At 54.3% G+C, this 22,076-nt stretch carries 18 protein-coding genes and 2 pseudogenes; 12 read left to right on the top strand and 8 right to left on the bottom strand.

Annotation, left to right across the window (positions count from 1 at the left end):
* The first annotated feature begins 84 nt into the window (after window positions 1-84).
* From FQB27_RS10205 to FQB27_RS10190, 4 genes are all read left to right on the top strand, one after another.
* A complete protein-coding gene (locus FQB27_RS10205; RefSeq protein ID WP_169560951.1) occupies window positions 85-2,580 on the top strand; it encodes an autotransporter family protein in 2,496 nt (831 codons plus the stop codon).
* A 177-nt stretch (window positions 2,581-2,757) separates the two neighbouring features.
* Complete coding sequence (locus FQB27_RS10200) at window positions 2,758-4,902, top strand: tetratricopeptide repeat-containing sulfotransferase family protein (RefSeq protein ID WP_169560950.1); 2,145 nt, start codon at window positions 2,758-2,760, stop codon at window positions 4,900-4,902.
* Window position 4,903: 1 nt separating this feature from the next.
* A complete protein-coding gene (locus tag FQB27_RS10195) occupies window positions 4,904-6,091 on the top strand; it encodes a glycosyltransferase family 9 protein (RefSeq protein WP_169560949.1) in 1,188 nt (395 codons plus the stop codon).
* 452 nt (window positions 6,092-6,543) lie between these two features.
* On the top strand, window positions 6,544-7,119 hold the full coding sequence (locus FQB27_RS10190) for an HIRAN domain-containing protein (RefSeq protein WP_169560948.1): 576 nt from the start codon (window positions 6,544-6,546) through the stop codon (window positions 7,117-7,119).
* 258 nt (window positions 7,120-7,377) lie between these two features.
* Here the strand turns inward: FQB27_RS10190 and FQB27_RS10185 are convergent, their stop codons facing one another.
* From FQB27_RS10185 to FQB27_RS10155, 7 genes are all read right to left on the bottom strand, one after another.
* The gene (locus FQB27_RS10185) at window positions 7,378-8,403 is read right to left on the bottom strand and encodes a LacI family DNA-binding transcriptional regulator (protein WP_206374542.1); all 1,026 of its coding nucleotides are present in this window, start codon (window positions 8,401-8,403) and stop codon (window positions 7,378-7,380) included.
* A 66-nt stretch (window positions 8,404-8,469) separates the two neighbouring features.
* A complete protein-coding gene (locus tag FQB27_RS10180) occupies window positions 8,470-9,408 on the bottom strand; it encodes a 2-hydroxyacid dehydrogenase (protein ID WP_169560947.1) in 939 nt (312 codons plus the stop codon).
* A gap of 6 nt (window positions 9,409-9,414) precedes the next feature.
* Window positions 9,415-10,719, bottom strand: coding sequence for a phosphopyruvate hydratase (eno, locus tag FQB27_RS10175; protein WP_169560946.1), 1,305 nt, complete (start codon window positions 10,717-10,719; stop codon window positions 9,415-9,417).
* Window positions 10,712-11,707, bottom strand: a complete 996-nt coding sequence (locus FQB27_RS10170) for a phosphotransferase family protein (protein WP_169560945.1) — start codon at window positions 11,705-11,707, stop codon at window positions 10,712-10,714. Before FQB27_RS10170 ends, eno begins: the two co-directional genes overlap by 8 nt.
* Window positions 11,708-11,723: 16 nt before the next feature.
* Window positions 11,724-13,067 carry a TRAP transporter large permease gene (locus FQB27_RS10165; RefSeq protein ID WP_169560944.1) on the bottom strand — a complete coding sequence of 448 codons (1,344 nt, stop codon included), beginning with the start codon at window positions 13,065-13,067 and terminating at the stop codon, window positions 11,724-11,726.
* Window positions 13,068-13,101: 34 nt separating this feature from the next.
* Entirely contained in the window at window positions 13,102-13,659 is a 558-nt protein-coding gene (locus tag FQB27_RS10160) for a TRAP transporter small permease (RefSeq protein WP_169560943.1), read from the bottom strand.
* Complete coding sequence (locus FQB27_RS10155) at window positions 13,659-14,696, bottom strand: C4-dicarboxylate TRAP transporter substrate-binding protein (protein ID WP_169560942.1); 1,038 nt, start codon at window positions 14,694-14,696, stop codon at window positions 13,659-13,661. The genes FQB27_RS10160 and FQB27_RS10155 overlap by 1 nt, the downstream gene beginning before the upstream one ends.
* A gap of 278 nt (window positions 14,697-14,974) precedes the next feature.
* On the opposite strand from FQB27_RS10155, the gene FQB27_RS10150 reads away from it, so the two are divergent.
* From FQB27_RS10150 to FQB27_RS10140, 4 genes and pseudogenes are all read left to right on the top strand, one after another.
* Window positions 14,975-15,901, top strand: a complete 927-nt coding sequence (locus FQB27_RS10150; RefSeq protein ID WP_169560941.1) for a fumarylacetoacetate hydrolase family protein — start codon at window positions 14,975-14,977, stop codon at window positions 15,899-15,901.
* A gap of 27 nt (window positions 15,902-15,928) precedes the next feature.
* Window positions 15,929-16,747, top strand: coding sequence for a polysaccharide deacetylase family protein (locus FQB27_RS10145; RefSeq protein WP_169560940.1), 819 nt, complete (start codon window positions 15,929-15,931; stop codon window positions 16,745-16,747).
* A 597-nt stretch (window positions 16,748-17,344) separates the two neighbouring features.
* A pseudogene (locus FQB27_RS16945) lies at window positions 17,345-17,558 on the top strand (transposase); the annotation flags it as partial.
* A pseudogene (locus FQB27_RS10140) lies at window positions 17,543-17,789 on the top strand (hypothetical protein). The pseudogenes FQB27_RS16945 and FQB27_RS10140, both read left to right, overlap by 16 nt.
* Here FQB27_RS10140 and FQB27_RS10135 read toward each other — a convergent pair.
* Window positions 17,786-18,448 carry an ArsR/SmtB family transcription factor gene (locus tag FQB27_RS10135; RefSeq protein ID WP_169560938.1) on the bottom strand — a complete coding sequence of 221 codons (663 nt, stop codon included), beginning with the start codon at window positions 18,446-18,448 and terminating at the stop codon, window positions 17,786-17,788. The pseudogene FQB27_RS10140 and the gene FQB27_RS10135 sit on opposite strands and share 4 nt — an antisense overlap.
* Window positions 18,449-18,582: 134 nt before the next feature.
* Between FQB27_RS10135 and FQB27_RS10130 the strand changes: the two genes are divergently transcribed.
* The 4 genes from FQB27_RS10130 (at window position 18,583) to FQB27_RS10115 (ending at window position 21,819) form a co-directional block, all read left to right on the top strand.
* Window positions 18,583-19,089, top strand: coding sequence for a DUF2938 domain-containing protein (locus FQB27_RS10130; protein ID WP_240953478.1), 507 nt, complete (start codon window positions 18,583-18,585; stop codon window positions 19,087-19,089).
* Between the two features lie 305 nt (window positions 19,090-19,394).
* On the top strand, window positions 19,395-19,727 hold the full coding sequence (locus tag FQB27_RS10125; protein ID WP_169560936.1) for a hypothetical protein: 333 nt from the start codon (window positions 19,395-19,397) through the stop codon (window positions 19,725-19,727).
* Between the two features lie 141 nt (window positions 19,728-19,868).
* Window positions 19,869-21,185: an AAA family ATPase gene (locus tag FQB27_RS10120; protein WP_169560935.1), complete on the top strand. Its 1,317-nt coding sequence runs from the start codon at window positions 19,869-19,871 to the stop codon at window positions 21,183-21,185.
* Window positions 21,178-21,819 (top strand): RloB family protein, encoded by a 642-nt coding sequence (locus FQB27_RS10115; protein ID WP_169560934.1) that lies wholly within the window; start codon window positions 21,178-21,180, stop codon window positions 21,817-21,819. Before FQB27_RS10120 ends, FQB27_RS10115 begins: the two co-directional genes overlap by 8 nt.
* The last annotated feature ends 257 nt before the right edge of the window (window positions 21,820-22,076 follow it).

Below are 22,076 nucleotides of genomic sequence, written 5' to 3'. Positions count from 1 at the left end.
AATTAACCAGCGATTTCCCCGGTTTCTCCGGTGATGAACTGGATAGCATTGAACCCACAAGGAAACCGACAGGGATCGTTTAGGATGAATTTTCGCAAAAGCCTTGGTAATCATGCTTCCTGGCTTGCCATCAGCGCCAGTCTTTTCACCACTTTCATGCCAACGGCATCGGTTCAGGCTGCGACCGCCACGGTTGTAGGGCCCGCCACCGGAAGTACCTTAGTCGTGGGAACAGGCGACCACCTGTCGATCACCTCAACCGGCATCCTCATGATGGCCGTTGTGGCCGACGGCACGACAGCGGATTTTATTAAAAATGACGGGACCATCACAGGCACGACCGAAGGGGTATATAGTGGGACCGGGACGCTAGGCACCCTCACCAATTCCGGCCTGATCAACGGGACAAAATATGGCATTCACTTTATTTCCGGCGCCATCAACCTTATTCAAAATTCAGGAACAATTTCAGGCACCAATCTGTATGGCATCGACCTGGGCATCGGGGCTTCCATTGGCACACTGTCCAACGCCGCCGGGGGGGTGATCACAGGCGGTCAGAGCGGCATTTATATGACCAACAGTCATATCGGCACCCTGACCAACGCAGGAACAATTTCAGGCACCTCCTTTTACGGGGTTTTTGCCTATGGTACGATTGGCACCCTTGATAACAGCGGCCTGATATCAGGGAAAACAGGCTTGCGCCTGAACGGTGTTGTCAACAGCCTGACCAATAGTGGTTCCATCACCGGCACCAACATCGGTATTTACAAGTATGGAAACACGGCAGTCCTCGACACCCTAAACAACAGCGGTACCATCAGTGGCCCTCAGGCTATTCGGGTCGAGAACGGTGCCATCAGCACCATCGCCAATAGTGGCCTCATCGCTGGCGATATCAATATTCGCACAAACGGTGACATTGTCTTTACCGGGGGCACGGGCGGGGATATCGGCACGTTGACAGGGCATGCGCCCGGTACGTCAGGGACAATTACTGCGGGCAATGTTTCCTTTCTCTCCGGTTCCATGCTGCTTGAAGACAATATTGTTGCCAATTCCGGGCTTGGGGCCGTCACCAACAGCGGAACCCTTTACGTCAACAAGTCCCTGAATATTTCCGGAAATTATGTCCAGACGCCTTCAGGGTCACTGGTTATCGGGGTCAGTTCATCAAACCATGGCCAGTTGGTTGTTTCCGGAACGGCCAACATGGACGGGACGCTCAAGGTTGTTGAAATCAGTACCGGCGCCATTCAAATAGGGGATCAGTACATCATTATTGATGCCGCGGGCGGAACAACCGGCGGCTTTGATACCATTTCCATTTCAGGGGCAAATTACAATACCGTCACATCGGGGGATGGCTCTGTCATCACCATCGCGTCCCCTCCCCCTGTAACGCCGCCTGTCACGCCGCCCGTAACACCCCCTGTAACGCCGCCCCCTGTGACGAAGCCTCTCTGGCAAACGGCAGGGCAGCAGGCCGGTCAGGGTTCCTTGGGACAGGCCCTTGATACGCTCTCAATCAACAACGACTATAACGGCCTGCTTACCAATCTTGCCGTGCTGTCACCGCAGGCCCAGACGCGTGCAATCCAGCAATTGGCCCCGGCTGTAACGGCGTCCAACTTCACCAATTCCCTTGCCCTGTCCGGGCCGGTCACCCAGGCGGTCCAGAACCGTCAGGTCGCCCATCTTGACCACGGAACACTGAGAGGGGCATCAGCCGGATCGGCGGCGCTCTCCTCTGGCATTTGGGGGCAGGTTCTGGGCGGCCACGCCGAACTGGACGGGTCCGCCACCGAAGGCGGCTATGACGCCAATTATGCCGGGCTGCTGGTTGGTGTTGATACCAACCTGTCAGAAAACACCACCGCCGGTGTTGCGGTCAGCATGTTGTACGGCAAAGCCGACGGCAGTGATGCGGCAAGCGGTCAGACCACCCATCTGCAGTCCTATGCCCTCAACATATATGGTAAATGGCGGCCTGATGGCCAGGCGCTGTACGTCGAAGGCGAAGCCGGAGCTGCCTATAACCGGTTTGATCAGGATCGAGACATCAATTTCGCAAATCAGGTGGCGAAGGCAGATTATGACGGCCAACATTATAGCGTCAGAATGGCGGCCGGATATGACATCCCCCTCGCGGCCTCGACAACCCTGACCCCCATGGGATCGCTGCGCTTTTCCCATGTGACCAGTGATGGCTACACTGAAACCGGGGCCGGTGTCGCCAATCTGCGCATCGACAGCAACAGCTTCAATTCACTGGAGGGTGAAATCGGGGCCCGCCTGTCGAAGGGGATCGACACCTCGTTCGGTCCGATGACCCTGGATGTCAAGGGCGCCTTTGTCCATGATTTCACCAATGATCCCATCTCGCTTTCTGCGTCCATGGGTGGGGTCGGGTTTGTGTCTTCTGCGGACCGGCCGGATAGCAGCGGCGCCCGGTTCGGCGTCGGCAGCACCCTTATGGCAGATGAAGGTCTGTCCCTCCGTCTGGAATATTCGGCGGACTTCCGGGGCGATTACCAATCCCACAACGGCATGTTTGTCATTCGTCAGGAATTCTAGGCGCGGCCCCCGAACGGATAAAACCAAAATGCGGAAAGAGGCGCCTCCAGATCGCCCCTCTTTTCGCATAACGGCGCGCTTACACTGTCGCAATTCCGCGTGCTTTCCCGTTCAGAATACCACCAGACCTTGCGTATTCTTCTTGTTTGCAGAAGCAGCCCGGTTAAATATGTCCCCATGGTAAAGAAAAAAACGCCCTCCCCTTCCGGCCCGCAACAAACCACCATGACCATTGATCAGGCGATCAATGCTGCCTATGGCCACTGGCAAGCGGGCCAGTTGGCAGAAGCCGAACATCTGTGTCAGAAAATCCTGCAGGCCGTTCCAAGCCAACCCCACACCCTGCACCTGATGGGCCTTATGGCACATACCCGAGGCAACCTTGTCCTTGCCATTGAGTTTGTCAGCCACGCCTGTCAATCGCCGCAGGCGGACGCCATGTTTTTCAGCAATCTTGCAGAAATGTACCGGCAAGCAGGCGACCTGGCGCGCGGCGAGGTCGCTGGCAGGCGTGCCGTGGAACTGGCCCCGAACCAACCGGACTGCTGGAGCAATCTGGGCATCATCCTGCAGGAAAGCGGTAAATTTGATGAAAGCCTTACCTGCCTCTTGAACGCTGACAGGATCGCGCCGCAAAACCCGAAAACCCATAATAATATCGCCAATACCTATATGCGACTTGGCCGTCATGAAGACGCCAGAAACCATTATACCAGAGCCACGGAACTCGCCCCGGAATATGCCGAGGCGTATAACAACCTGTCCTTTCTGCTGAAGGAAACAGGTGATTTTGATGCCGCCCTGGAAGCGGTCAATCGTGCCATTGAGATCAACCCGCGTTACATGGATGCCTATATCAATGCGGCCGGGATTGCCATTGGACGGGGAAATGGGGCGCAAGCCCAAATGTGGCTGGACAACCTTGCCTCCTTCGCACCGGAGCATCCGGCAACCTTGCTGACACGCGCCAAAATCATGCATCTGACCGGTCGTCACGCCGAGGCCGAAATATCCGCCCGCGAGACCCTCCAGAAATCCCCTCAAAGCGGCGAAGCCTGTCAGGTATATGCGGACATATTGAAATCCCTTGGCAGAACCGACGAGGCCAGGGCCCATTACGACAAGGCCCTTTCCCGGCCCAACCCCAATCCTGTGCAGGCCCTGCTGGGCAAAGCGGTGCTTCTGATGGAAACCGGTGATCGGGAAGGCGCCCGCGCCCTCATCGAACAGGCCTATCAGCAAGGCGGCCGTCTTGCCGACACGCTTTTGACCTACAGCCAGATCACCACCTTTACCGCCGATGATCCGATGATTGGCAAGATCGCGGCCATGCTGACGGCGACGGGGAATGACGCGCCTACCCCAACGGAAGCCATGACCTTGCACTTCGTGCTGGGCAAGGCGTTTCTGGATAGCGGCGACCCCGAAAAGGCTTTTCAGCATTTTGCCGCCGGCAACAAGGCAAAACGCCAGACCCTGTCTTACGATTCCGATCAAACCCTCAACTGGCTGGCATCCATTGCCCAAACCTTCACGCCCGACCTTATGAAAACCTTCTCAGGCGGTGGCAACCCTTCCGATGCCCCCATCTTTATTGTCGGCATGCCCCGGTCCGGGACGACCCTCGTTGAACAGATCCTTGCCTCTCACCCGATGGTTCATGGCGGCGGAGAGCTTGATACGCTCCTCGGGCTCGTCCAGCACATCGCGGCAAAACCCGAAATCAACGCCTCTTTCCCGGACTTTATGGCACAACTGCCCCCTCAAATACTGACGGAGGCAAGCCACGCCTATCTGCAAGTCATTCGGGACAAGGCGCAGCACACGCCCCATCTTGTTGATAAAATGCCCGCCAATTTTCTCCATGTCGGCCTCATCAACCTGATGTTTCCAAATGCAAAAATCATTCATTGCCGGCGTGATCCTGTTGATACCTGCCTGTCCTGCTATACCAGCCTGTTTGGCGCGCCCCAGAAATTCTCCTATGACCTTGCTGAACTTGGGGCATTTTACAATGGCTACAACGCCCTGATGGAGCACTGGCATGACCTGTTGCCAGCCGATCGATTGGCCGTTGTGGACTATGAGACACTGGTCGAGGATCAGGAAGGGGAAACCCGCAAGCTCCTTGATTTTCTGGGGCTTGGTTGGGACGAGGCCTGTCTCGACTTTCACAAGACAGAGCGCCCCATATCGACCTTGAGCTTTGCACAAGTGCGCGAGCCGATTTACCGCACCAGCGTCAAGCGATGGCAGAAATACCGCCCCTATCTACAACCGCTGACCAATGCCCTCTATCCCGATGGGGTGCCGGAGGAATGAAATGACCCCGGAAACCCTGTCAGCCGCTCTAAACGACATCCGGCAATGCATTGATTCCGATCAGCTTGAACAGGCAGAAGCCAAGGCCCGGGCGGCCCTCTCCTCTGGTACGGGTCCGCTTGATATCTGGCATCTGCTGGCCCATGCCCTTCGCAGGCAGGGCCGGATTGAGGAAGCCAAGGTCATTCAGGAAATGCTGGTTCAGCACCTGCCGCACAATGTCGTCTTGCGCTTTGAACTTGCCGAAACGCTGTTGCTGCTGGGGGACTTTGATTCCGGGTGGCGCCAATACCGCTTCCGCTATGACCTGCCGCATACGACCAATCTGAAACGCACGGTTCAGGTCCCCCGTTGGGACGGTGCCCCGATTGCCGGGAAAACCCTTCTTATTCACGATGAACAGGGGTTCGGGGATACCCTGCAATTCATGCGGATGATCCCGTGGGTCAAGAAGCACAGTCAGGCCCATATTATCCTGCAGATCTCCCCTGACCTTCTTCCTTTCGCCCAGCGCCTGTCCGGGGCTGACAAGATTATCGTCCGTGGTCAACTGCCCGGTCCTTTTGATCTGCATTGCGAAATGATGAGCCTGCCCATGGCCATGAAGCTTCAGATTACGGACCTTCCGGGTGAAATTCCCTACCTTCACCCCGACCCTTTGCGCCTGAAAGAATGGCGGAAAAAACTGGCCTCCATACGGGGCCCGAAAATCGCCCTTGTCTGGGCGGGACGCCCCACGCATACAAATGATGCCAACCGGTCCATGGACCTGTCCCGACTGGCGCCCCTGGCAGCACATAACCGGGACGCGACCTTTCTTTCCGTTCAAAAGGGCGCGAAAGAAGAACAGGCCCAAACGCCCCCGGACGGCATGAAGCTGGTCAACCTGTCTGGGGATATCCGCGACTTTGACGACACCGCCGCCATTCTGGCCCTGTCGGACATGCTGATCTCCGTTGACAGCTCCCCCGCCCATCTCGCCGGGGCGATGGGCCGCCCGGTCTGGACCATGCTGCCCTTTGTCCCGGACTGGCGCTGGCTGATGAACCGCCCCGACACCCCCTGGTACCCCCACATGCGCCTCTTCCGCCAACCCCAGCGCGGCAACTGGGATGCCGTCATCGCCGACATGGCAAAATCACTCCCCGTTTTCCTGAACGACCAGTATCAGAGAAAAGCAGCGGAATAGTCCTGCGCCGCCCCTTACTCAAATCGTAATTTTTAACGATTTTCAGCACTAAGAGAGGGATGTGTTGTACCGATAAAAAAGCCCCTCGACTTCGAACACGGGCGCTGCAACTTTCCTGTAAGGGTTAACTTTCAACCTTCACCTATCCGGTTCTGAAGCTGGTTCTGCTTTACACAATCGGCCAAAAGAAAATACCTAGACTAGCCCATGTTTAGAAATTCAATAAAACATTAGTTCAAGTGGTTGAATTGCAAAGAAAAAGGGCTCTCCCACACCTGCGGGGCTTACCCGGAACCACTGCCTCTTGCAAAGGAAATTCCCGGTGGTTCAGGGGGGCACCTTTCTCATGCGGCCCGCCCCGGCACATCCAGCGCCCCTTTATTACGATTATCAAATATGATATTTTCAACCCGGACGGGGATCACCCCCGCCAAAAATGGGAGACGGAAACAATGTTCAAAGCCCTTGCCCGCTGGTGGCAGGAAAACCGGGCGCGCCCCTTGGCCCCCCGCCCCGCACCACCCAAAAAATCGGCGCCCACCACCTATTGGGCGCCGCCCCCGGAACCGAACGATTTGGGTTGGCCTCCCGTGGTGCGCCCCCTGTTTCATCTGGATCATAAATTCCAACACCGCCACCGCCCGCCGGATCGCAAATGGCGGCAGCGCGGCGGCGTCCGAAAGGTCGCGGGCGCTTACTGGCGCCGCAAAAAGGCCCGTGATTTTTGCACAATGGCGGTGGAGCGGGAGGCCGCCGGCGAAGTGTTTGGCCTGATCCTCCAGCGCGAACCGGATAACGAGCACGACCCCAATGCCATCAAGATCATGGGCGGCCCCGATTTTGAACCCCAATATCATCTGGGATACGTGGATCGGGCCACGGCGGCGGAAATCGCCCGCCTGGACCGCAAACGCGGGCCCCTGCCCCTGTCCGCCGAAATCTGGACGGCCTTTGTCACCGTCGATGACGCGGACCTCCGGTATATTATGCTGGAACCGGCGGCGCGCGATCCCTACTGGAAAAGTTGAAATCTCATGATCAGCCCTCAAAAAGGACCGGTTACCGCCCGCGCCGACCACAGACCATATGTTGTTTCCGGTGCCTCTTTGGCAGCGACCGGAGCCTTGTCATTGTCATGGGCGTTCAGCGCCGATACAACCGCCCCAGCGCTTCGGCAAGCTTCAAACTCATCCTTGAACTGGCATACGCATCCGGCACCGGTTCCCCCGCACCTGCGGGGATAGATCGCCTACATCGAATTCTGACGTTCAGTCCGAAGGCCTTCTTCACCCTGCCAAGGGGGCGGTGCTGCCTCGGATGGTCAATGTTGCCCGGGCCAGGGACGAATGCTGCAGATGGGTGGGTTTCTCGGCGTCAAGGTGGAACAAGAACCAAAGACCACAGGTCGTCGCGAGATCCTCGATCGGCATACACAGGGTGGTCAGCCCCTGCCCCCACCATTTAAATTCCGGTGCATCCCCAAAGCCCACAATCGAGATATCGTCCGGGGCCGAGATTCCGCGCTGATGCAAGATTTCGAGGATTGCCTGCGTCACCCGAATTGTCCCCGTGATCAGGGCCGTTGGGGGTTCGGGGCGATTTAGAAGATCATTCATGGCATCGGCGCCAAACCGGGTGGAGGACGGAGGTCCAAAAATCTCTATCGCGTGATCCGGTTCAATCCCCATTTCGGTGAACGCCCGGCGAAATCCTTTCCAGCGGGCCTTCCCGGTCGACAGTTCACGCGAACCACCGATATAGGCAATGCGCCGATGACCAAGGCTGAGCAGATGCTTGGTCCCTTCACACAGACAATCTTCATCATTGATGCCAAACCACGCCGAATTATAGGCTTCAATCCGCCGCAACAACTGAACATGGGGAAAATTATTCAGCAGATCCTGCGTTTCCCGTTTCGGATTGGCCGTCGGCACAATCACGATACCAGCGGCTCTTGCACTGATCAGTTCGGTCACATGGCGCGCTTCGGTTTCCGGGTCATTGGCGATTGACAGGGCGAGTTGATACCCGTTCGAGCTACAGCATTCAGAAAGGGCTTCTGCGATCGTTGCATAGAAATGATTGCGAATATCAGGCAGCATCAGGCCAATAAGGTTGCTTTTGGCCCCCCGCATCTGGCGCGCCAACAGGTTTCCAACATAGCCGAGCTGGGTCGCCACCTCTTTCACGCGAGACTTGGTCTTTGCACTGATCCTTGGGTCATCGGCAAGCGCCCGCCCAACGGTCGAGACAGAAACCTCTGCCTTGTCCGCGACATCCCGTGCTGTGGCCAATTTATAGGGCTGCTTCATGCTTTCAGTTATCCGCTTCAGCGTATGAATATACGTATTCGTGCTTTATACTAGCACATGAGAGAATTACCAAATTCTGTGTAAAACGTCCCTGCCCTCGGCAATTCTCTGGCAGTTCTGCTCGATCACCCTCAGGCTTCTGTCAAGGGTCTCCGGGGTTAGCCACGCAATATGGGGCGTCATCACCACATTTGGACACACCACAAGATCGCTTTGCCCACGCATGGGTTCATCTTCAAAAACGTCCAGCCCGGCACCGCCTATATGGCCGGACTTCAAGGCCACCGCCAAAGCCGCTTCATCAACCAGATTTCCCCTTGCCGTATTGATCAGGATCGCCCCCGGCTTCATCCTCTGCAGGGCGGCGGCATCCAAAAGCCCCACGGTCTCGGGCGTTGCCGGAATATGCAAAGAGATAATGTCACTGGTTTCCAGAAGCTCATCGAAAGACACCGCGGCGGCATCTGCGTTTGGGCGAAGTGACCGGCTCCAATACTGGACCTTGGCCCCCATTGCATTCAGATAGGAGGCCAGCCTTTCTGCGACAGCCCCAAAACCGATCAGGCCAATTCGGCTTCTGTTAATCTCCCCCAGTGCTTCCGCCTGATCGGGAGGGATCTGCCAGCCGGCTCCCTTCCGGGTCGCCTGATCAAACGCCGTCACCCGCCGAAGCGTTGCCAGCATCAGCGAAAGGGTGTGTTCGGCAACGGCAGCCGTGTTGGTTCCGGGCAAGTTGGCAACCTGTACGCCAGCTTCCCTCGCGGCATCCAGATCAATCGTGTTGACCCCCACACCAATTTTCTGGATCAGTTTCAGGTTCGGTGCCATCGCAATCATTGTCGCGGTCACCGGCTCCAGCACATGAAGCAGGACATCCGTATCGCCTATAGCCCGCCGGAAACCCAGCTCATCCCTTTCCTCAACAACCGTAACGTAGAGCCCGCTCAAGGACGCGAGACGGGCCTTTAATCGCTCACTTGCCGAAAACTGTAACAGTGCTTTCATTGGATGCTAACTCTCCTCCCTATCCCAAGGCGCGAAGGCCAGCCCATCGCGCCCGGCAAATCTGGCCCGTGATCCCAGCGCCTCTTCAATCCTCAAACACTCATTCCATTTCGCCATCCGTTCAGAACGGGAAAAGGAACCGACCTTCAACTGGCCCGCATCCCAGCCCGTGGAAAGATGCGAGATGATCACATCTTCTGACTCGCCTGAGCGGGCCGAGACAATCGTGCCAAGCCCCTGTTCCCTTGCTGCGGCAAGCGCCTGAAAGGCTTCGGTGATCGTACCGGCCTGATTTGGCTTGATCAGCACCGCCGTCACGGCTTTGTCCTTTGCGGCCTCGCTCACCCGGGCGGCATTGGTCACAAGATAGTCATCCCCGATAATCTGGCACCGCCCCCCATAAAGGCGGGTAAAGGTTTGAAACCCTTGCCGATCATCTTCCCCCAGCGGATCCTCAACGGACAGGATGGGGTAATCATCCAGCCACTGCCCAAGGATCGAAATCCATTCATCGGTGTCATAGGATGTGTTGCCAAGGGCCAAAGTATAGACGCCCGCCTTGCCAAACTCGCTGGCGGCCACATCCAGCGATATGCCCACCTCATCGCCGGGCTTGAAGCCTGCCATCTCAATTGATTTTACCAGCGCCTCAAGGACTTCTTCATTGCTTCGAAAGGCGGGCCAATACCCGCCTTCATCTGCAACCCCCTGCAAACTCCCCCGCTTCTTCATCAGAAGACCGGCAGTGCGATATACCTCGGCGGTCCAGTCAAGAGCCTCGGCAAAAGAGCCCGCTGCCGGACACATGATCATGAAATCCTGAATATCCACCCGGCGCGCGGCATGGGCACCGCCGCCAAAGATCTGGATTTCCGGTAACGGCAGCCGTACATCCCGACCCGCTGCCAAATACTGCCAAAGAGGGACTTTTTCTGCTGCGGCCCGCGCCTGCAGGACAGCCATCGATGTTGCGACAATCGCATTTCCGCCAAGCCGACCGCGATTTCCCGTGCCATCAAGGGTAATCATGGCCCGATCAACCTCTTCCTGAAGGTCCGCATCCATACCAACAAGCGCTGGCCCGATTTCTTCATTGACGGCCGCAACGGCCCGCCCGACATTCAGACCACCGAAAGCCTCCCCCCCGTCTCGCAAATCGACCGCTTCTCCGCTGCCCATGGACGCCCCGGCCGGGGCAATGGCGCGGCCAAATGCACCGCATTTCAAGCGAACGTCAACTTCTACTGTCGGACGCCCTCGGGAATCCCAGACGCGGCGCCCCAGAACATTTATTATTGTTGTGTCAGTCATTCTTCAAATTCCTTACCCAAGAGTTCCTGAACTCCGAGAGGTGCGTAGGTGAAACCTGAATATAGGGCAGTGCCGTTTGTCGAACCCGCGCCTTGTCATCTTCGGCGGTGACATATTCAACAGGCGATTTTCCATCTATTCTGGCCAGAAAAAGAGCGGGCAATAGCCGGGCGGTGCGCCGCTCGATAGTCTCTGCGGGTTCCCAATCAACCTGCTTCAGATAGGTCGTGTGCAGGACCTCAAATGCCGCAAGATAATCTTCGCATTTGTCGCGCCGGACCAGACATTTCAGCAGCAAATGATTGAGGCAGAAAGCAAGATCAAAAGCCGGTTCCCCATACCACGCACATTCCGCGTCCAACAGAACAGGCCCTGCCGGACCCACCAGTATATTCTTGGGGCTGACATCCCCATGAACCAGCGCTTGGACCGCCGATAACGTCTCCTCCGCCAACCGCAATAACGGCTCTGCCACGTCCGGATGCGCTTTCGCCGTCGCCTTGATATACGGCTCCACCCGCAAGGCATCAAAAGTTTCAGGCACGGCAAATTGCGCGGCCACTCTTTTAACATTTGCGGTGGACTGATGGATTTTTCCCAAAGCCTCCCCCACCTCTGAGGCGAAGTTTATATCCACGTCCCCTTGCAGAAGTTTTTCTTTCCAGGTCGCCCCTTCCAGAAACTCCATGGCAAACATATTGGCACCCGGCTCAGAATAGAGCACCCGGGGTACGGCAGCCGGGCAAATATCCGCGACTTCACGGATCCAGTTGACCTCATTGTCGTTGCGAGACAAGGGAGCCTCCCAATGTTGGGAGACCCGCAATTCGGGCAATGCCTGTTTCAGCACGAAGGATCGCCCATCAGCATCCACCCGCCAAATATCGGACGAGATACCACCGGTCAGCTTTTCCGCCCGAATATCAGCCTCGTCAGAGATCAAGGCACCGCGGATCAGGAATTGCCGCGCTTGTTCGTTCAAGTTCATCCATCCACTCCCTTGGTTAGAACATCGACTGGGGCAGCAGAAGTGTGAGATCAGGGAAGATGATGATCAGGTAAAGAACGACCAGATCGGCCAGAATGAAAATCGCCGCCCCCTTGAATATCTGGTTCAGATCAACGCGATCCCCGACCACGGATTTAATCACAAAGACGTTGATACCAACGGGCGGGGTCACCAGACCGACCTCGATCAGTTTGACAATGACAATGCCGAACCAGATCAAGTCGTAATTCATTGCCTCCATGATCGGCACCGCCAGCGGAAGTGTCAGCAGAAGAATACCGATGGCATCCAGAAACGTACCCAGGACAAGATAGAGAACACAGATCATCAGCATGACGAGAGCAGGAGAGAAGTTCTGCTCCGTTATCCAGATGACCAGATCACTGGCGATATTCGTGATCCCCACAAAGGACACCATTAACTTGGCACCGATGGCCAAGACGAAAATGATCGCGCACTGATAGGCTGTTTCCTGCAAGGCCTCGAAGAAATCCTCCAATGACAGGCGCTTCAACCCAAAGCCGATCAGAATGGCGACCGCCGCCGCAACCGCAGCCGATTCCGTGGCGGTCAGGAAACCGCTGTAAATGCCGCCGACAACCACAATGGCAATGACCGTGATCGGCCACAGATTGATGATGGCGTCCATCTGCTCTTTTCGGGTGGTGGTAACATGATTATCCGGTGCGGCGTTCGGCTTGATCCGAATCCACAGCAAAATGGTCACCACATAGGCCAGCACACTGATAATGCCCGGAATGATCCCGGCTACAAACAGCTTGCCGATGGATTGCTCCGTGAAAATACCGTAGATGACCAGAACAAGGGATGGCGGGATCAGCGATCCCAGCGTTCCGCCAGCGGCAACAGATGCCGTTGCCAATGATTTGCTATACCCGAATTTCAGCATTTCAGGGACGGCAATCCGCCCCATCGCCGAGGCACAGGCCATACTGGAGCCGGAAATGGAGGAGAAGCCTGCGCAACCGATCACAGAGGCAATCGCCAATCCGCCGGGCAAGCGCGGCAAAAGAATACGAATGGCGTAAAAGAGATCTGTCGTGAACCGGGTCCGGTGCGCCACATGCCCCAGCACAATAAACAAGGGGACCATGGTAAAGGTATAGGTCTTGATAAAGGTAAAAGGGTCCGTACCCAAAAATGCCTGGATCGGACGCATTGCCCGGGCCGGATTAAAGGGCTGACCTGCGGGCCACGCAAAGATAAGAAACATACCAATGAGTGCCACCGTACAAAGTGCAAACGCGATCGGCACGCGCAGGAACAGCAAGATCAAAAGACCCACCAAAACAAAAAGCGCAAGGGTAGTCGGTTCCATTTTTATTCAACCTTTCTGGGAGGTGTTTTTTGGCCTAGGAAACAGGCTCGGCGGGATGGTGGACGGGGCTCCCCTTTTTCAGGCCAAGATCCTCAAGAAGATTGAAGAAAAGCCTGAGACAGAACAGGGCCAGGGCAACGACGAAAACCAGCTTCGCCGGCCAAACGGGAAGTGCCAGTTCCCCTTCGTAATATTGACCACTCTCCCAATCTTTAAGAACGCCAATCCACACACACCACAGAATCCCGGAGAAAATCAGAACCGCCAGCAAATGGGCAAACGCACTTAACGGCCTGAAGAAATGCTGCGGCAACCACGAGGTAAAGACCTCCACCTCGATATGCCCGCGGCGGGCCGTTGCAAAGGCAAAGGGGAGCGCCACAATCACCGGCATCAGATTTTCTGCCAGCACCACATCATCCGGGATGGGGAGGTTGAAAAAGGTCCGCCCCACAACAGACACGCAGATAAGCGCCAGAAGAACGACAATTGTCAGCATTGAAAACCGGAGAAACCCCCACTCAATACGGCCCATCACGCGCTCGACAGGGCCCACCCCTGCCGAACCGTCACCAAGCGTGAAGCGAACCATCAGTTGCTCCCTTTAGCGGCTTCCCAGGGATAACCGTTCTTGTCGAAATCAGCCTGATATTTCTCGATCAGGGCCTGATATTCATCCGCCACTTCCTGTGCCGGCAGCCCCTTCTTGTTCACGGATGCGATCCATTCAACCGCAAGGTCCGCACCATGCTTCCTGATCTGGTCCAGCATGCCGGCGGGCGGCGCGGCGTACACAACCTGAAACTCTTTTGCATCGCTGGAAAGTTTCGCTTTTGCCGCCCCGACACGGGCCAGATGATCGGAAACCACCCGCGCATTCAAGTCATCCGCAACCTCCCGGATCAGCTTGCGCTGCGCCTCCGTCAAATCCCCCCAGAGATCCTTGTTCATGATGATGCCATAGGCCATCACCAGTCCAAAATCGAGCTCGACAACATGCTTCGCCACCTCATACTGACGGAACCCCTCGATGGCCAGATGATAGATCTGGTTACACTGAACAAGACCGGTTGCCAGTGCCTGATATACCTCTGGCTGTGGCATGGCGATCGTGGTCGCTCCCATGCGCTTCAGGACATCGGTGTAAGGCCCTCCGGTGCGGATCGTCAGATCCTTCAACTGATCCAGAGAATTCAGGGGGTCCTTGCAGATCATTTGCACGGCACCGGCATTGAAATTGCCGACATATTCCAGATTGTTTTTGGCAAACTGGCCTTTGACCGCCTCATTGGTTGTCGCCAATTCATATATTGCCTGCTGGGCAACCCACAGATTGGACGGGCCGATCAACAGGTTGCCAACCTCATACAGGTCCAGCAAACCCGGTGTGTAAGACGAGACAATCGTTCCCATATCGGCAAGTCCCGCCCCTACAACCCGGGGAACATCGGCAGGCGCCCCCAGCGACCCACCCCAATGAATATCCAGCTTGATATCCCCGTTCGAGCGGGTTTCAAGCTGGTTTTTAAACCAGTTCATATTGTCGCCCATGCCCCCCCGATTGGCCCCAAAATGGGCATATCGAATGGTAATGGGGTCTGCAGAAACAATGGGTGTGAACGCTGTCATCGACACCGCCACACTCGTAATCCCAGCCGTAACACACAGAGTTTTAAAGAAAATTTTCCGGAGTATTTGCAATTTCATGTGTAGCCTCCCTCTATCATTTATTTTTCCTTATGTGCAATTGTTAGCATTAGATAAAAATATATGTCAATCCTCTGAATCTCGGCAAAAACCAGATTAACGGGTTTTATTTCCTCGAAATTATTGAAATTAATTGACAATATTTCTACCAACTTCATAAAATAATGCTAACGAAAGCATTGAATAAGGGAGATATGCCAATGCATGCGTCCACTCGCTATGCGCTTTGCACCATCGAGACACCGACCGGCTCGGCCCCGGCGATCATGGTTGCGGATAAAATCTGGGAACTGGCCGAAGTCGCACCAAACCTTGATCTCGCGCAAGGCGGCCTGATGGCCCTTTTTGAGGATTGGGAGGCCAGCAGCAAACACCTCTCTGCCCTTGCGGGCGATCTGGCGAAAGGAAACCACGGGGTCGGCGTGAAAGCCGCCAGCCTGACCTTCCAAACCCCGCTTCAGTTCCCGCCCAAAATCATTTGCGCAGGCACCAACTACATCGACCATATCGAGGCTGTCGGCTATTCAAGTTTCAGTAAGGAAGACAATATCCCCGCCATGTTCATGAAGCCCCCACGAACGGCGCTTGTGGGCCCGGGGAAAACCGTTCGGTTCCCGACCGGGTCGACCCAGTTTGACTGGGAGATCGAACTGGGCGTTGTCATCGGAAAAGAGGTGCCCGCAGGCTCCAAAATCTCCAGCAATCTGGATATGGTCGCGGGATACATGACCACGCTGGATATGTCCGCACGGGATTTTCAACGCAACCCGAAGCATTTTGCGAAATCTGATTTGTTCATGGGCAAGGCATTTGATTCCAGCGCCCCCGCAGGCCCCTATTTCGTGCCGGCTGATTTTATCGACGATCCCCAGAACCTGACCATGAAGCTGTGGCGTAACGGCAAGATCGAGCAAGACTCCAACACCTCGAAAATGATCTGGTCCGTGCGGGAGTTGCTTGAGATTGCAACCGCCAACATCTCGCTTGAGCCCGGCGACCTCCTCCTGACAGGAACCCCCGCAGGAACGGGCATTGAAAGCGGCATCTATGCCGATGTCGGCGACGTGATCGAGGCTGAGATTGAAAATCTGGGCCAGCTTCGGGTCCAGATATACGCAGCGGAATAACCGCTTTTCACTGAGGGGAAAGTAACAATGAGACAGCCAAATGGATGGGGGCCCGAGCAAAAAGCGGCCGCGCTGAACATAACCTTCGACAATCTTGGCCCGATCGCGGAAGAGCAGCTTGGCTTACCGAGAGAACAGTCGAAGGACGGCACCCACCCCTCCATCGCGGTCCTGCCTGACGTGCTGAAAATCCTCGGTGGCCTGAAGATCACCTACTTCATCGAAGGATGGAACTGCACGGCCCACCCACAGGAAATCAAGGCAATCCGGGAGGCGGGACACGAGATCGGCGTCCACGGATGGCAGCACGAAAACTGGTCAAAAACCGAAATCCCCGTCCGAAAGGAAGCCCTGACAAAAGCCGTCCGGGCCTACCGGGACCTTGGGATTGACGTGGCCGGCTTTCGCCCGCCGGGGGGATTGATTGATCTCTCTGACCTGAAATCCGAATGCGAGGAACTGGGCTTAACTTACGCCTCCCCGCTTGGGCAAGTGGGCGACAATCGGAATACCGGGGGGTTTGTTACGCTGCCTTTCGCCTGGCAGCATGTTGATGCCTATATGCTCAACCCCGACCTTGGCGCCTTACGCCAAGCCTTTGGAGACCCGGAAAAGCCCTACACCCTTGATCAATGGGGGGATTTACTGACCCAGACCCTCCACACCCTGAAGAACACAGGCACCCACGCCACCCTCATATTCCACCCCTTCATTCTGGGCCGCACCCGACAGGCGATGGATGTTTTCAAAACGCTGATTGAGGTGGTCAAGCAAGACGGCGATATCTGGACCCCCACCTGCCGCGATATGGCCCATTGGATCAGAAAAACCCGTCATCCGGATTGAGCCTACTTTCACTGTCCGAAAAGTGACCGCCGCGGCGCCTCCCCTAAGCCGTCTGTTTGGATACGTTTTTTGTAGCAAAAAAGACAAAGCGCAAGTCGGCGCACCCGGCACCAACCAAAACCGCAGTGACGAAAGCGAAGCGGACCTCAAAGACCCTACCTGGCATCCAAAATCTTGCCTGAGACTTTCACGGTCTTGCGTCAAACCATCACTCCTACAGCAATTCGCGTATCGCGGCCCAGCCTCTTCACAACTACACCATTTACCATCCTACAACTCTGTGAGACGTTCATAGGCGTGATGAATAGCCTGACACCCCGACCAATGACGTATCTTTTCAAAATGCAGATGCCGGACAGCCCAAACACAAAGCATATCAAGAAAACACCGATCGCCTTCAGCCTCAGTTTGAAGGGATCCCCCATCTCCACCCCACGTTCCCCTGCTACTCCTTATTTCTTCTTCAGACCGTAAAACCCGTAATTTTTAATGTTATTCGTTATTTCTTGCGGCAAGCGGCCGTGATTTTCTAACTGCCAGCGTAAACTTTTACGTTTTCCGTAACCTTTTGGGATGTGCGTTGGGCATAAAAAAAGCCATCCGGATCGATGTATGGGGCGAAGCTGGGGAGGACTGACCACCAAAATCCATGCGGTAACGGATAAAAACGGATGACCTATCCGTCTTGCGATCACGGAAGGACAGGTGCACGACATCAAAGCCGCAAAAGACCTCTTGGCTTGAGTGAGCGGTGGCGACCTGATCCTGGCCGACAAAGCCTATGATGCCGATTGGCTGAGACGGCAGATCGAACACCAGGGCGCCGCTCCCAACAGCCCGATCCGGAAAGGTAAAAAGTGGAATTCCTGCTTCGGCAACAGCCTTTACAAAAAACGCAATCTGGTCGAACGATTTTTCAATAAGATCAAATACGTTCGTCGCGTCGCGACCCGCTATGACAAACTCAGGTTCATCCTATTTCGCCATGGTCAAACTCGCCGCCATTCGCATCTGGCTCAGATTTAATGAGTCTACGGCCTAGTCCTGTTCAATATGCAGTCCGGCGGCTTTCCAGTTGGTGAAGCCGGTTTTCAGTCGGCGGGCGGTGTAGCCGCGGGATCGGAGGGCCGCGACGGCGTCTACTGACAGAACACAATAGGGGCCCCGGCAATAGGCGATGATTTCCAGATTGGCGGGGAGTTCGGAAAGGCGGCGTTCCAGTTCCTCGGCCGGGATGTTGAGGGCGCCGGGAAGGTGGCCTTGCCGGTATTCCTCTTCCGGGCGGACATCGAGAAGGGTGACGCTGTTCTCCTGCATCCGAAGGGTAAGCTCAGCTTGCGAGATTCCTTCCGAGTCGTTTCCCGGTCCGCGGCTGTCGGCGACAAGGGCACGGATCTGTCCATGGTTAAATTCGGCAAGGTCCCGCAAGGAAGCCAGCACCGCAAGGACCGGGCCGTCACCAAGGCTGTAGAGGATCTGTTTGCCGTTCCGCCGTGTCCTGACAAATCCGGCGCGTTTCAGGGTTTGCAGATGCTGCGACGCGTTGCCCACCGTCAGGCCGGACAGTTCCGCGAGCCGCTCAACCGGCCGTTCCCCTTGGGCGATGTGATCCAGCAACGTAATGCGATGGGCATTGCCGAGGGTTCGCGCAAGGTCCGCAAACTCCGTGAACATGGTGATTTGTGTCTCTGTATCCGTCATTGACTCTATCCTATCATTCCTCCATCATTCTATCAATCTATAGAATGATTTTATTTTCTTGTGTGTATAGACGGGACGACGGCCACAGGGTTTCGGTCCCGGTTTGTTTGGAAAGGATAGAGTAGTTGAACGACATGATGGATTTCTGGGTGCGGGCGGTATCAATCGGCATCGGCGCGACCCTGATCATGGATATGTGGGCAGTGTTCCTGAAACAGGTATTCCATATCCCGTCCCTGGATTGGGCGATGGTTGGCCGGTGGATTGGCCATTTTCCGCGCGGGCGGTTTTTCCACGCAGGGATCGGCACCGCTGAACTCATAGCAGGGGAGCGGGCCATTGGCTGGATCGCCCATTACGGGATCGGGATTGCCTTTGCGGCGGGCCTGCTGGCCCTGATGGGGGTTGAATGGTCTTATCAGCCAACGGTGGTACCGGCCATTGCCTTTGGCGTTGTGACCGTGGCGGCACCGTTCCTTGTCATGCAGCCGGGATTTGGTTTCGGTATTGCTGCATCGAAAACGCCGGCGCCAAACACGGCGCGGGTCCGAAGCCTGATGGCGCATACGTCCTTTGGGGTCGGGCTTTATGCGGCGACACTGGCGGTGTCCATCCTGATCCCGGTCGGGTCTGCCGCTTAAGGTTGGCGGAAGAAGGAAGAACGACGACGGGCGCCTAAAAGGGCGCCCATTTTTTGTGTCTGAAAGGGGCCGGACAGGAAAAAAGCCCTCGGCGATTTCTCGGCCAAGGGCTTTTTTGAATTGGCTCCCCGAGAAGATATTTAATTTTCATCTATTGATGCGTTGAGAGTCTTGGCAGTAGGCTCATTAAATCTGAGCCAGATGCGAATGTCACCCGGCAAAGGCCGCATCCTCTTTGGGGCGCTACAGAACAATGCCTGCAAAAGAACCTCACAGAGTACCGCTCCGGGTTACTCCCCGGACAGGTGAAAGAAGTGTTATTTGATCAGCATATCGAAACTCGCACCCAACAACTCATGGGAATTGTCGCATCCTTGGCATCTGCTTTGGGCCTCAGCGATGAAGAAATCCGAGAAGATTTTGGCCCGCAGATCGGGCAAACAATATCGAACCTGATTAATGACGAACACACCACCTTCTGGGAGAGCAAGGCACGTGCTGGAAAGAAAACTGCGCTGATTATGCCGCCTAAGGCTACAGGAAAGAGACTTAATCGCGCCACACTACCGCCGGAGAGCCATCCGAAGAGGATTGAGGAAAGGTGGCTGCGGATTGCTGAGGCGATACGGAGGGGTTAAAGACTATTTAACCCAATATTCACGGCTGGTCGCTTTATGCGTCTCACTTGCATGCCATTGTTATCCAGTGTAGATAAACATATGTATCATGAATTTTGGCTAAATTCGTTTAATTTTAAACAATATGGCCCAAAATAAAGGATGGATGAGGTGCTTATAGATTTCAGCGTTGCAAATTTTCGATCATTCCAAGACGAGCAGCTATTTAGCATGAATGCTGAGGGTGGCCCTAAACGTTTGCAAGGCAATTATAGCGATATTGAAAATGGAAGGTTTTCTATTCTTCGGTCGGCTGCTATTTACGGACCAAATGCTTCAGGGAAGTCAAATTTACTGAAAGCCTTTAAAGCACTTAGCTGGCTGATTTCCAACTCAAAATCGCTTAGTGAAGAAGACAGCATACCGGCATACGAACCCTTCAAACTGTCCTCACATTTTGATACCAAGGAAATTGAGTTTAAAATAGAGTTCATCGTACCTTCAGGTGTTCGGTACGAATACTCAGTATCCTATACAAATAAGCGCGTAGTTTCTGAAAGCCTATTCGCATTTCCGAAGCGTCAAAGGGCGTTGATTTTCAAGCGTGACAAGCTTGATACTTGGGAAACCATAAAATTTGGAGGCAGTTATAAGGGAGGTGATCGCCGTTTCCCCTTTTTTCCAAACAGCACGTACATCTCGAGAGCAGGAAACGACGCATCAGCCCCAAAAAGCATTCGTGAGATTGTTCGATACTTTAGATCAATTATTACACTTGATGCTGGAGTGAATATACATTTGAGTAATTTTTACGATCAGGAGGGTCACCTTAATACAGTTTCGGATTTGATTTGTCTTGCGGATACAGGTGTGAAGAAAATTACAGCCGAAGAATCTTCTCCAGAAGGCCTTCGCTTGCCGTCAGACATGCCTGATTTTCTGAAGAGAGTAATTATTGAACAGAACAGTGTTTCGTATAAATTCTGGCATGAAGCTCAGAATGGGCAACTCGTTAAATTCGAAAAAGAGGAAATGTCAGACGGAACAGTTAAGTTGTTTGAAATTTTGCCAATGCTGCTTATGGCACTTTCGAGCGGAACACCTATTTTTATTGATGAACTCGATGGCCACCTTCACACAAATATTGTTTCACTCATATTTGAATTATTCAACGATCCGCTAGCAAACAGTACCGACGCACAAATCATTGTGACAACACACGATACTAACTTGATGGACCCTAATAAGTTGCGCAGAGACCAACTGTGGTTGGTGCAAAAGGAAAATGGATCGTCAATACTCACCAGCCTTGACGCTTACGACAAGGACTCGGTTCGCCCGAACAGCCCATTCGAGGCTTTCTACAAAGATGGCCGTTTCGGCGCTCTCCCTTCATTTTCATATGTAAAAATCAGAGAAGCCATAACCCAAATGTCTATAAAGAGTGGTTATCTAAAGAGAAACATTGACGATGCCTAGGGATAGAAGAAGAAATGCTCCTCAGATTAAAAAAAAGCTTAGGGTTTTTTGTGAAGGGGAGAAAACTGAGCCACTGTATATCAATGGGTATATACGGCATTTTCGGATTGACAATAAAACTTCTGTTGAAGTTATGAATTGCAGGAAGAATACTCCAGTAGAACTGGTTCAAGCTGCAATTAGTTTTAAAAACTCAGATAAATCAATCGATGGCGATGAGTTTTGGGTGGTCTATGATCGAGAGTCGTCGAACAGGTATTCTCGTGATTTACATATGCAGGCTTGGGATAATGCATGCCGCAATAACGTAAACATAGCACTTAACAACGTGTGTTTTGAATTCTGGATATTGCTCCATTTCATCGATTCATCAGCAGCCTACCATTCTTTTGATGACTTAAAGAAAAACAGCACACTGTTTAGCAAAGTCGAACAGCATTGCGGAGAAAAATATGACAAGGCTTCAGCCATTTTATTTGAAAAAATCAAAGATATGATACCCCTCGCACAGAGTAGAGCTCTTAAAATAAATAGATCGGGATTAGATACCGCTGGAGCAAAATGCAAACCATTTGACATCAACCCATATACGAATATGCCTACCTTATTAGAGGCAATCAAAAATTTTTCTTAGCCTGCTTCTGGTACACAACAGCGAATTTGCAACTCCTCCGCCCTGCCTATTTGAGCGCCCCTATAACAGCCTGATTTATAGGCAAGTGAAATGAGATTAAAGCGGCTCACCGGCTTCCACCATGCTTCCAGAAACACTTCGAAACACTTTTCTCCGTTAACGACAAAACCCACCTAAGCCATTGACTTAGATGGGTTGTTGTTTGGTTGCGGGGGCAGGATTTGAACCTACGACCTTCAGGTTATGAGCCTGACGAG

It is taken from the genome of Sneathiella chinensis (assembly GCF_012720115.1).
GTDB classification, from domain to species: domain Bacteria; phylum Pseudomonadota; class Alphaproteobacteria; order Sneathiellales; family Sneathiellaceae; genus Sneathiella; species Sneathiella chinensis.
The sequence above is the reverse complement of the archived record's forward strand: the minus strand, read 5'-3'. Positions and strand labels throughout refer to the sequence as shown.

What these genes read in the sequence shown, in the direction of transcription:
- FQB27_RS10205 (WP_169560951.1), top strand. Translation starts at nt 85, where the DNA reads ATGAATTTTCGCAAAAGCCTTGGTAATCATGCTTCCTGGCTTGCCATC.
- FQB27_RS10200 (WP_169560950.1), top strand. Translation starts at nt 2,758, where the DNA reads ATGGTAAAGAAAAAAACGCCCTCCCCTTCCGGCCCGCAACAAACCACC.
- FQB27_RS10195 (WP_169560949.1), top strand. Translation starts at nt 4,904, where the DNA reads ATGACCCCGGAAACCCTGTCAGCCGCTCTAAACGACATCCGGCAATGC.
- FQB27_RS10190 (WP_169560948.1), top strand. Translation starts at nt 6,544, where the DNA reads ATGTTCAAAGCCCTTGCCCGCTGGTGGCAGGAAAACCGGGCGCGCCCC.
- FQB27_RS10185 (WP_206374542.1), bottom strand. Translation starts at nt 8,403, where the DNA reads ATGAAGCAGCCCTATAAATTGGCCACAGCACGGGATGTCGCGGACAAG.
- FQB27_RS10180 (WP_169560947.1), bottom strand. Translation starts at nt 9,408, where the DNA reads ATGAAAGCACTGTTACAGTTTTCGGCAAGTGAGCGATTAAAGGCCCGT.
- eno (WP_169560946.1), bottom strand. Translation starts at nt 10,719, where the DNA reads ATGACTGACACAACAATAATAAATGTTCTGGGGCGCCGCGTCTGGGAT.
- FQB27_RS10170 (WP_169560945.1), bottom strand. Translation starts at nt 11,707, where the DNA reads ATGAACTTGAACGAACAAGCGCGGCAATTCCTGATCCGCGGTGCCTTG.
- FQB27_RS10165 (WP_169560944.1), bottom strand. Translation starts at nt 13,067, where the DNA reads ATGGAACCGACTACCCTTGCGCTTTTTGTTTTGGTGGGTCTTTTGATC.
- FQB27_RS10160 (WP_169560943.1), bottom strand. Translation starts at nt 13,659, where the DNA reads ATGGTTCGCTTCACGCTTGGTGACGGTTCGGCAGGGGTGGGCCCTGTC.
- FQB27_RS10155 (WP_169560942.1), bottom strand. Translation starts at nt 14,696, where the DNA reads ATGACAGCGTTCACACCCATTGTTTCTGCAGACCCCATTACCATTCGA.
- FQB27_RS10150 (WP_169560941.1), top strand. Translation starts at nt 14,975, where the DNA reads ATGCATGCGTCCACTCGCTATGCGCTTTGCACCATCGAGACACCGACC.
- FQB27_RS10145 (WP_169560940.1), top strand. Translation starts at nt 15,929, where the DNA reads ATGAGACAGCCAAATGGATGGGGGCCCGAGCAAAAAGCGGCCGCGCTG.
- FQB27_RS10135 (WP_169560938.1), bottom strand. Translation starts at nt 18,448, where the DNA reads ATGACGGATACAGAGACACAAATCACCATGTTCACGGAGTTTGCGGAC.
- FQB27_RS10130 (WP_240953478.1), top strand. Translation starts at nt 18,583, where the DNA reads ATGATGGATTTCTGGGTGCGGGCGGTATCAATCGGCATCGGCGCGACC.
- FQB27_RS10120 (WP_169560935.1), top strand. Translation starts at nt 19,869, where the DNA reads ATGGATGAGGTGCTTATAGATTTCAGCGTTGCAAATTTTCGATCATTC.
- FQB27_RS10115 (WP_169560934.1), top strand. Translation starts at nt 21,178, where the DNA reads ATGCCTAGGGATAGAAGAAGAAATGCTCCTCAGATTAAAAAAAAGCTT.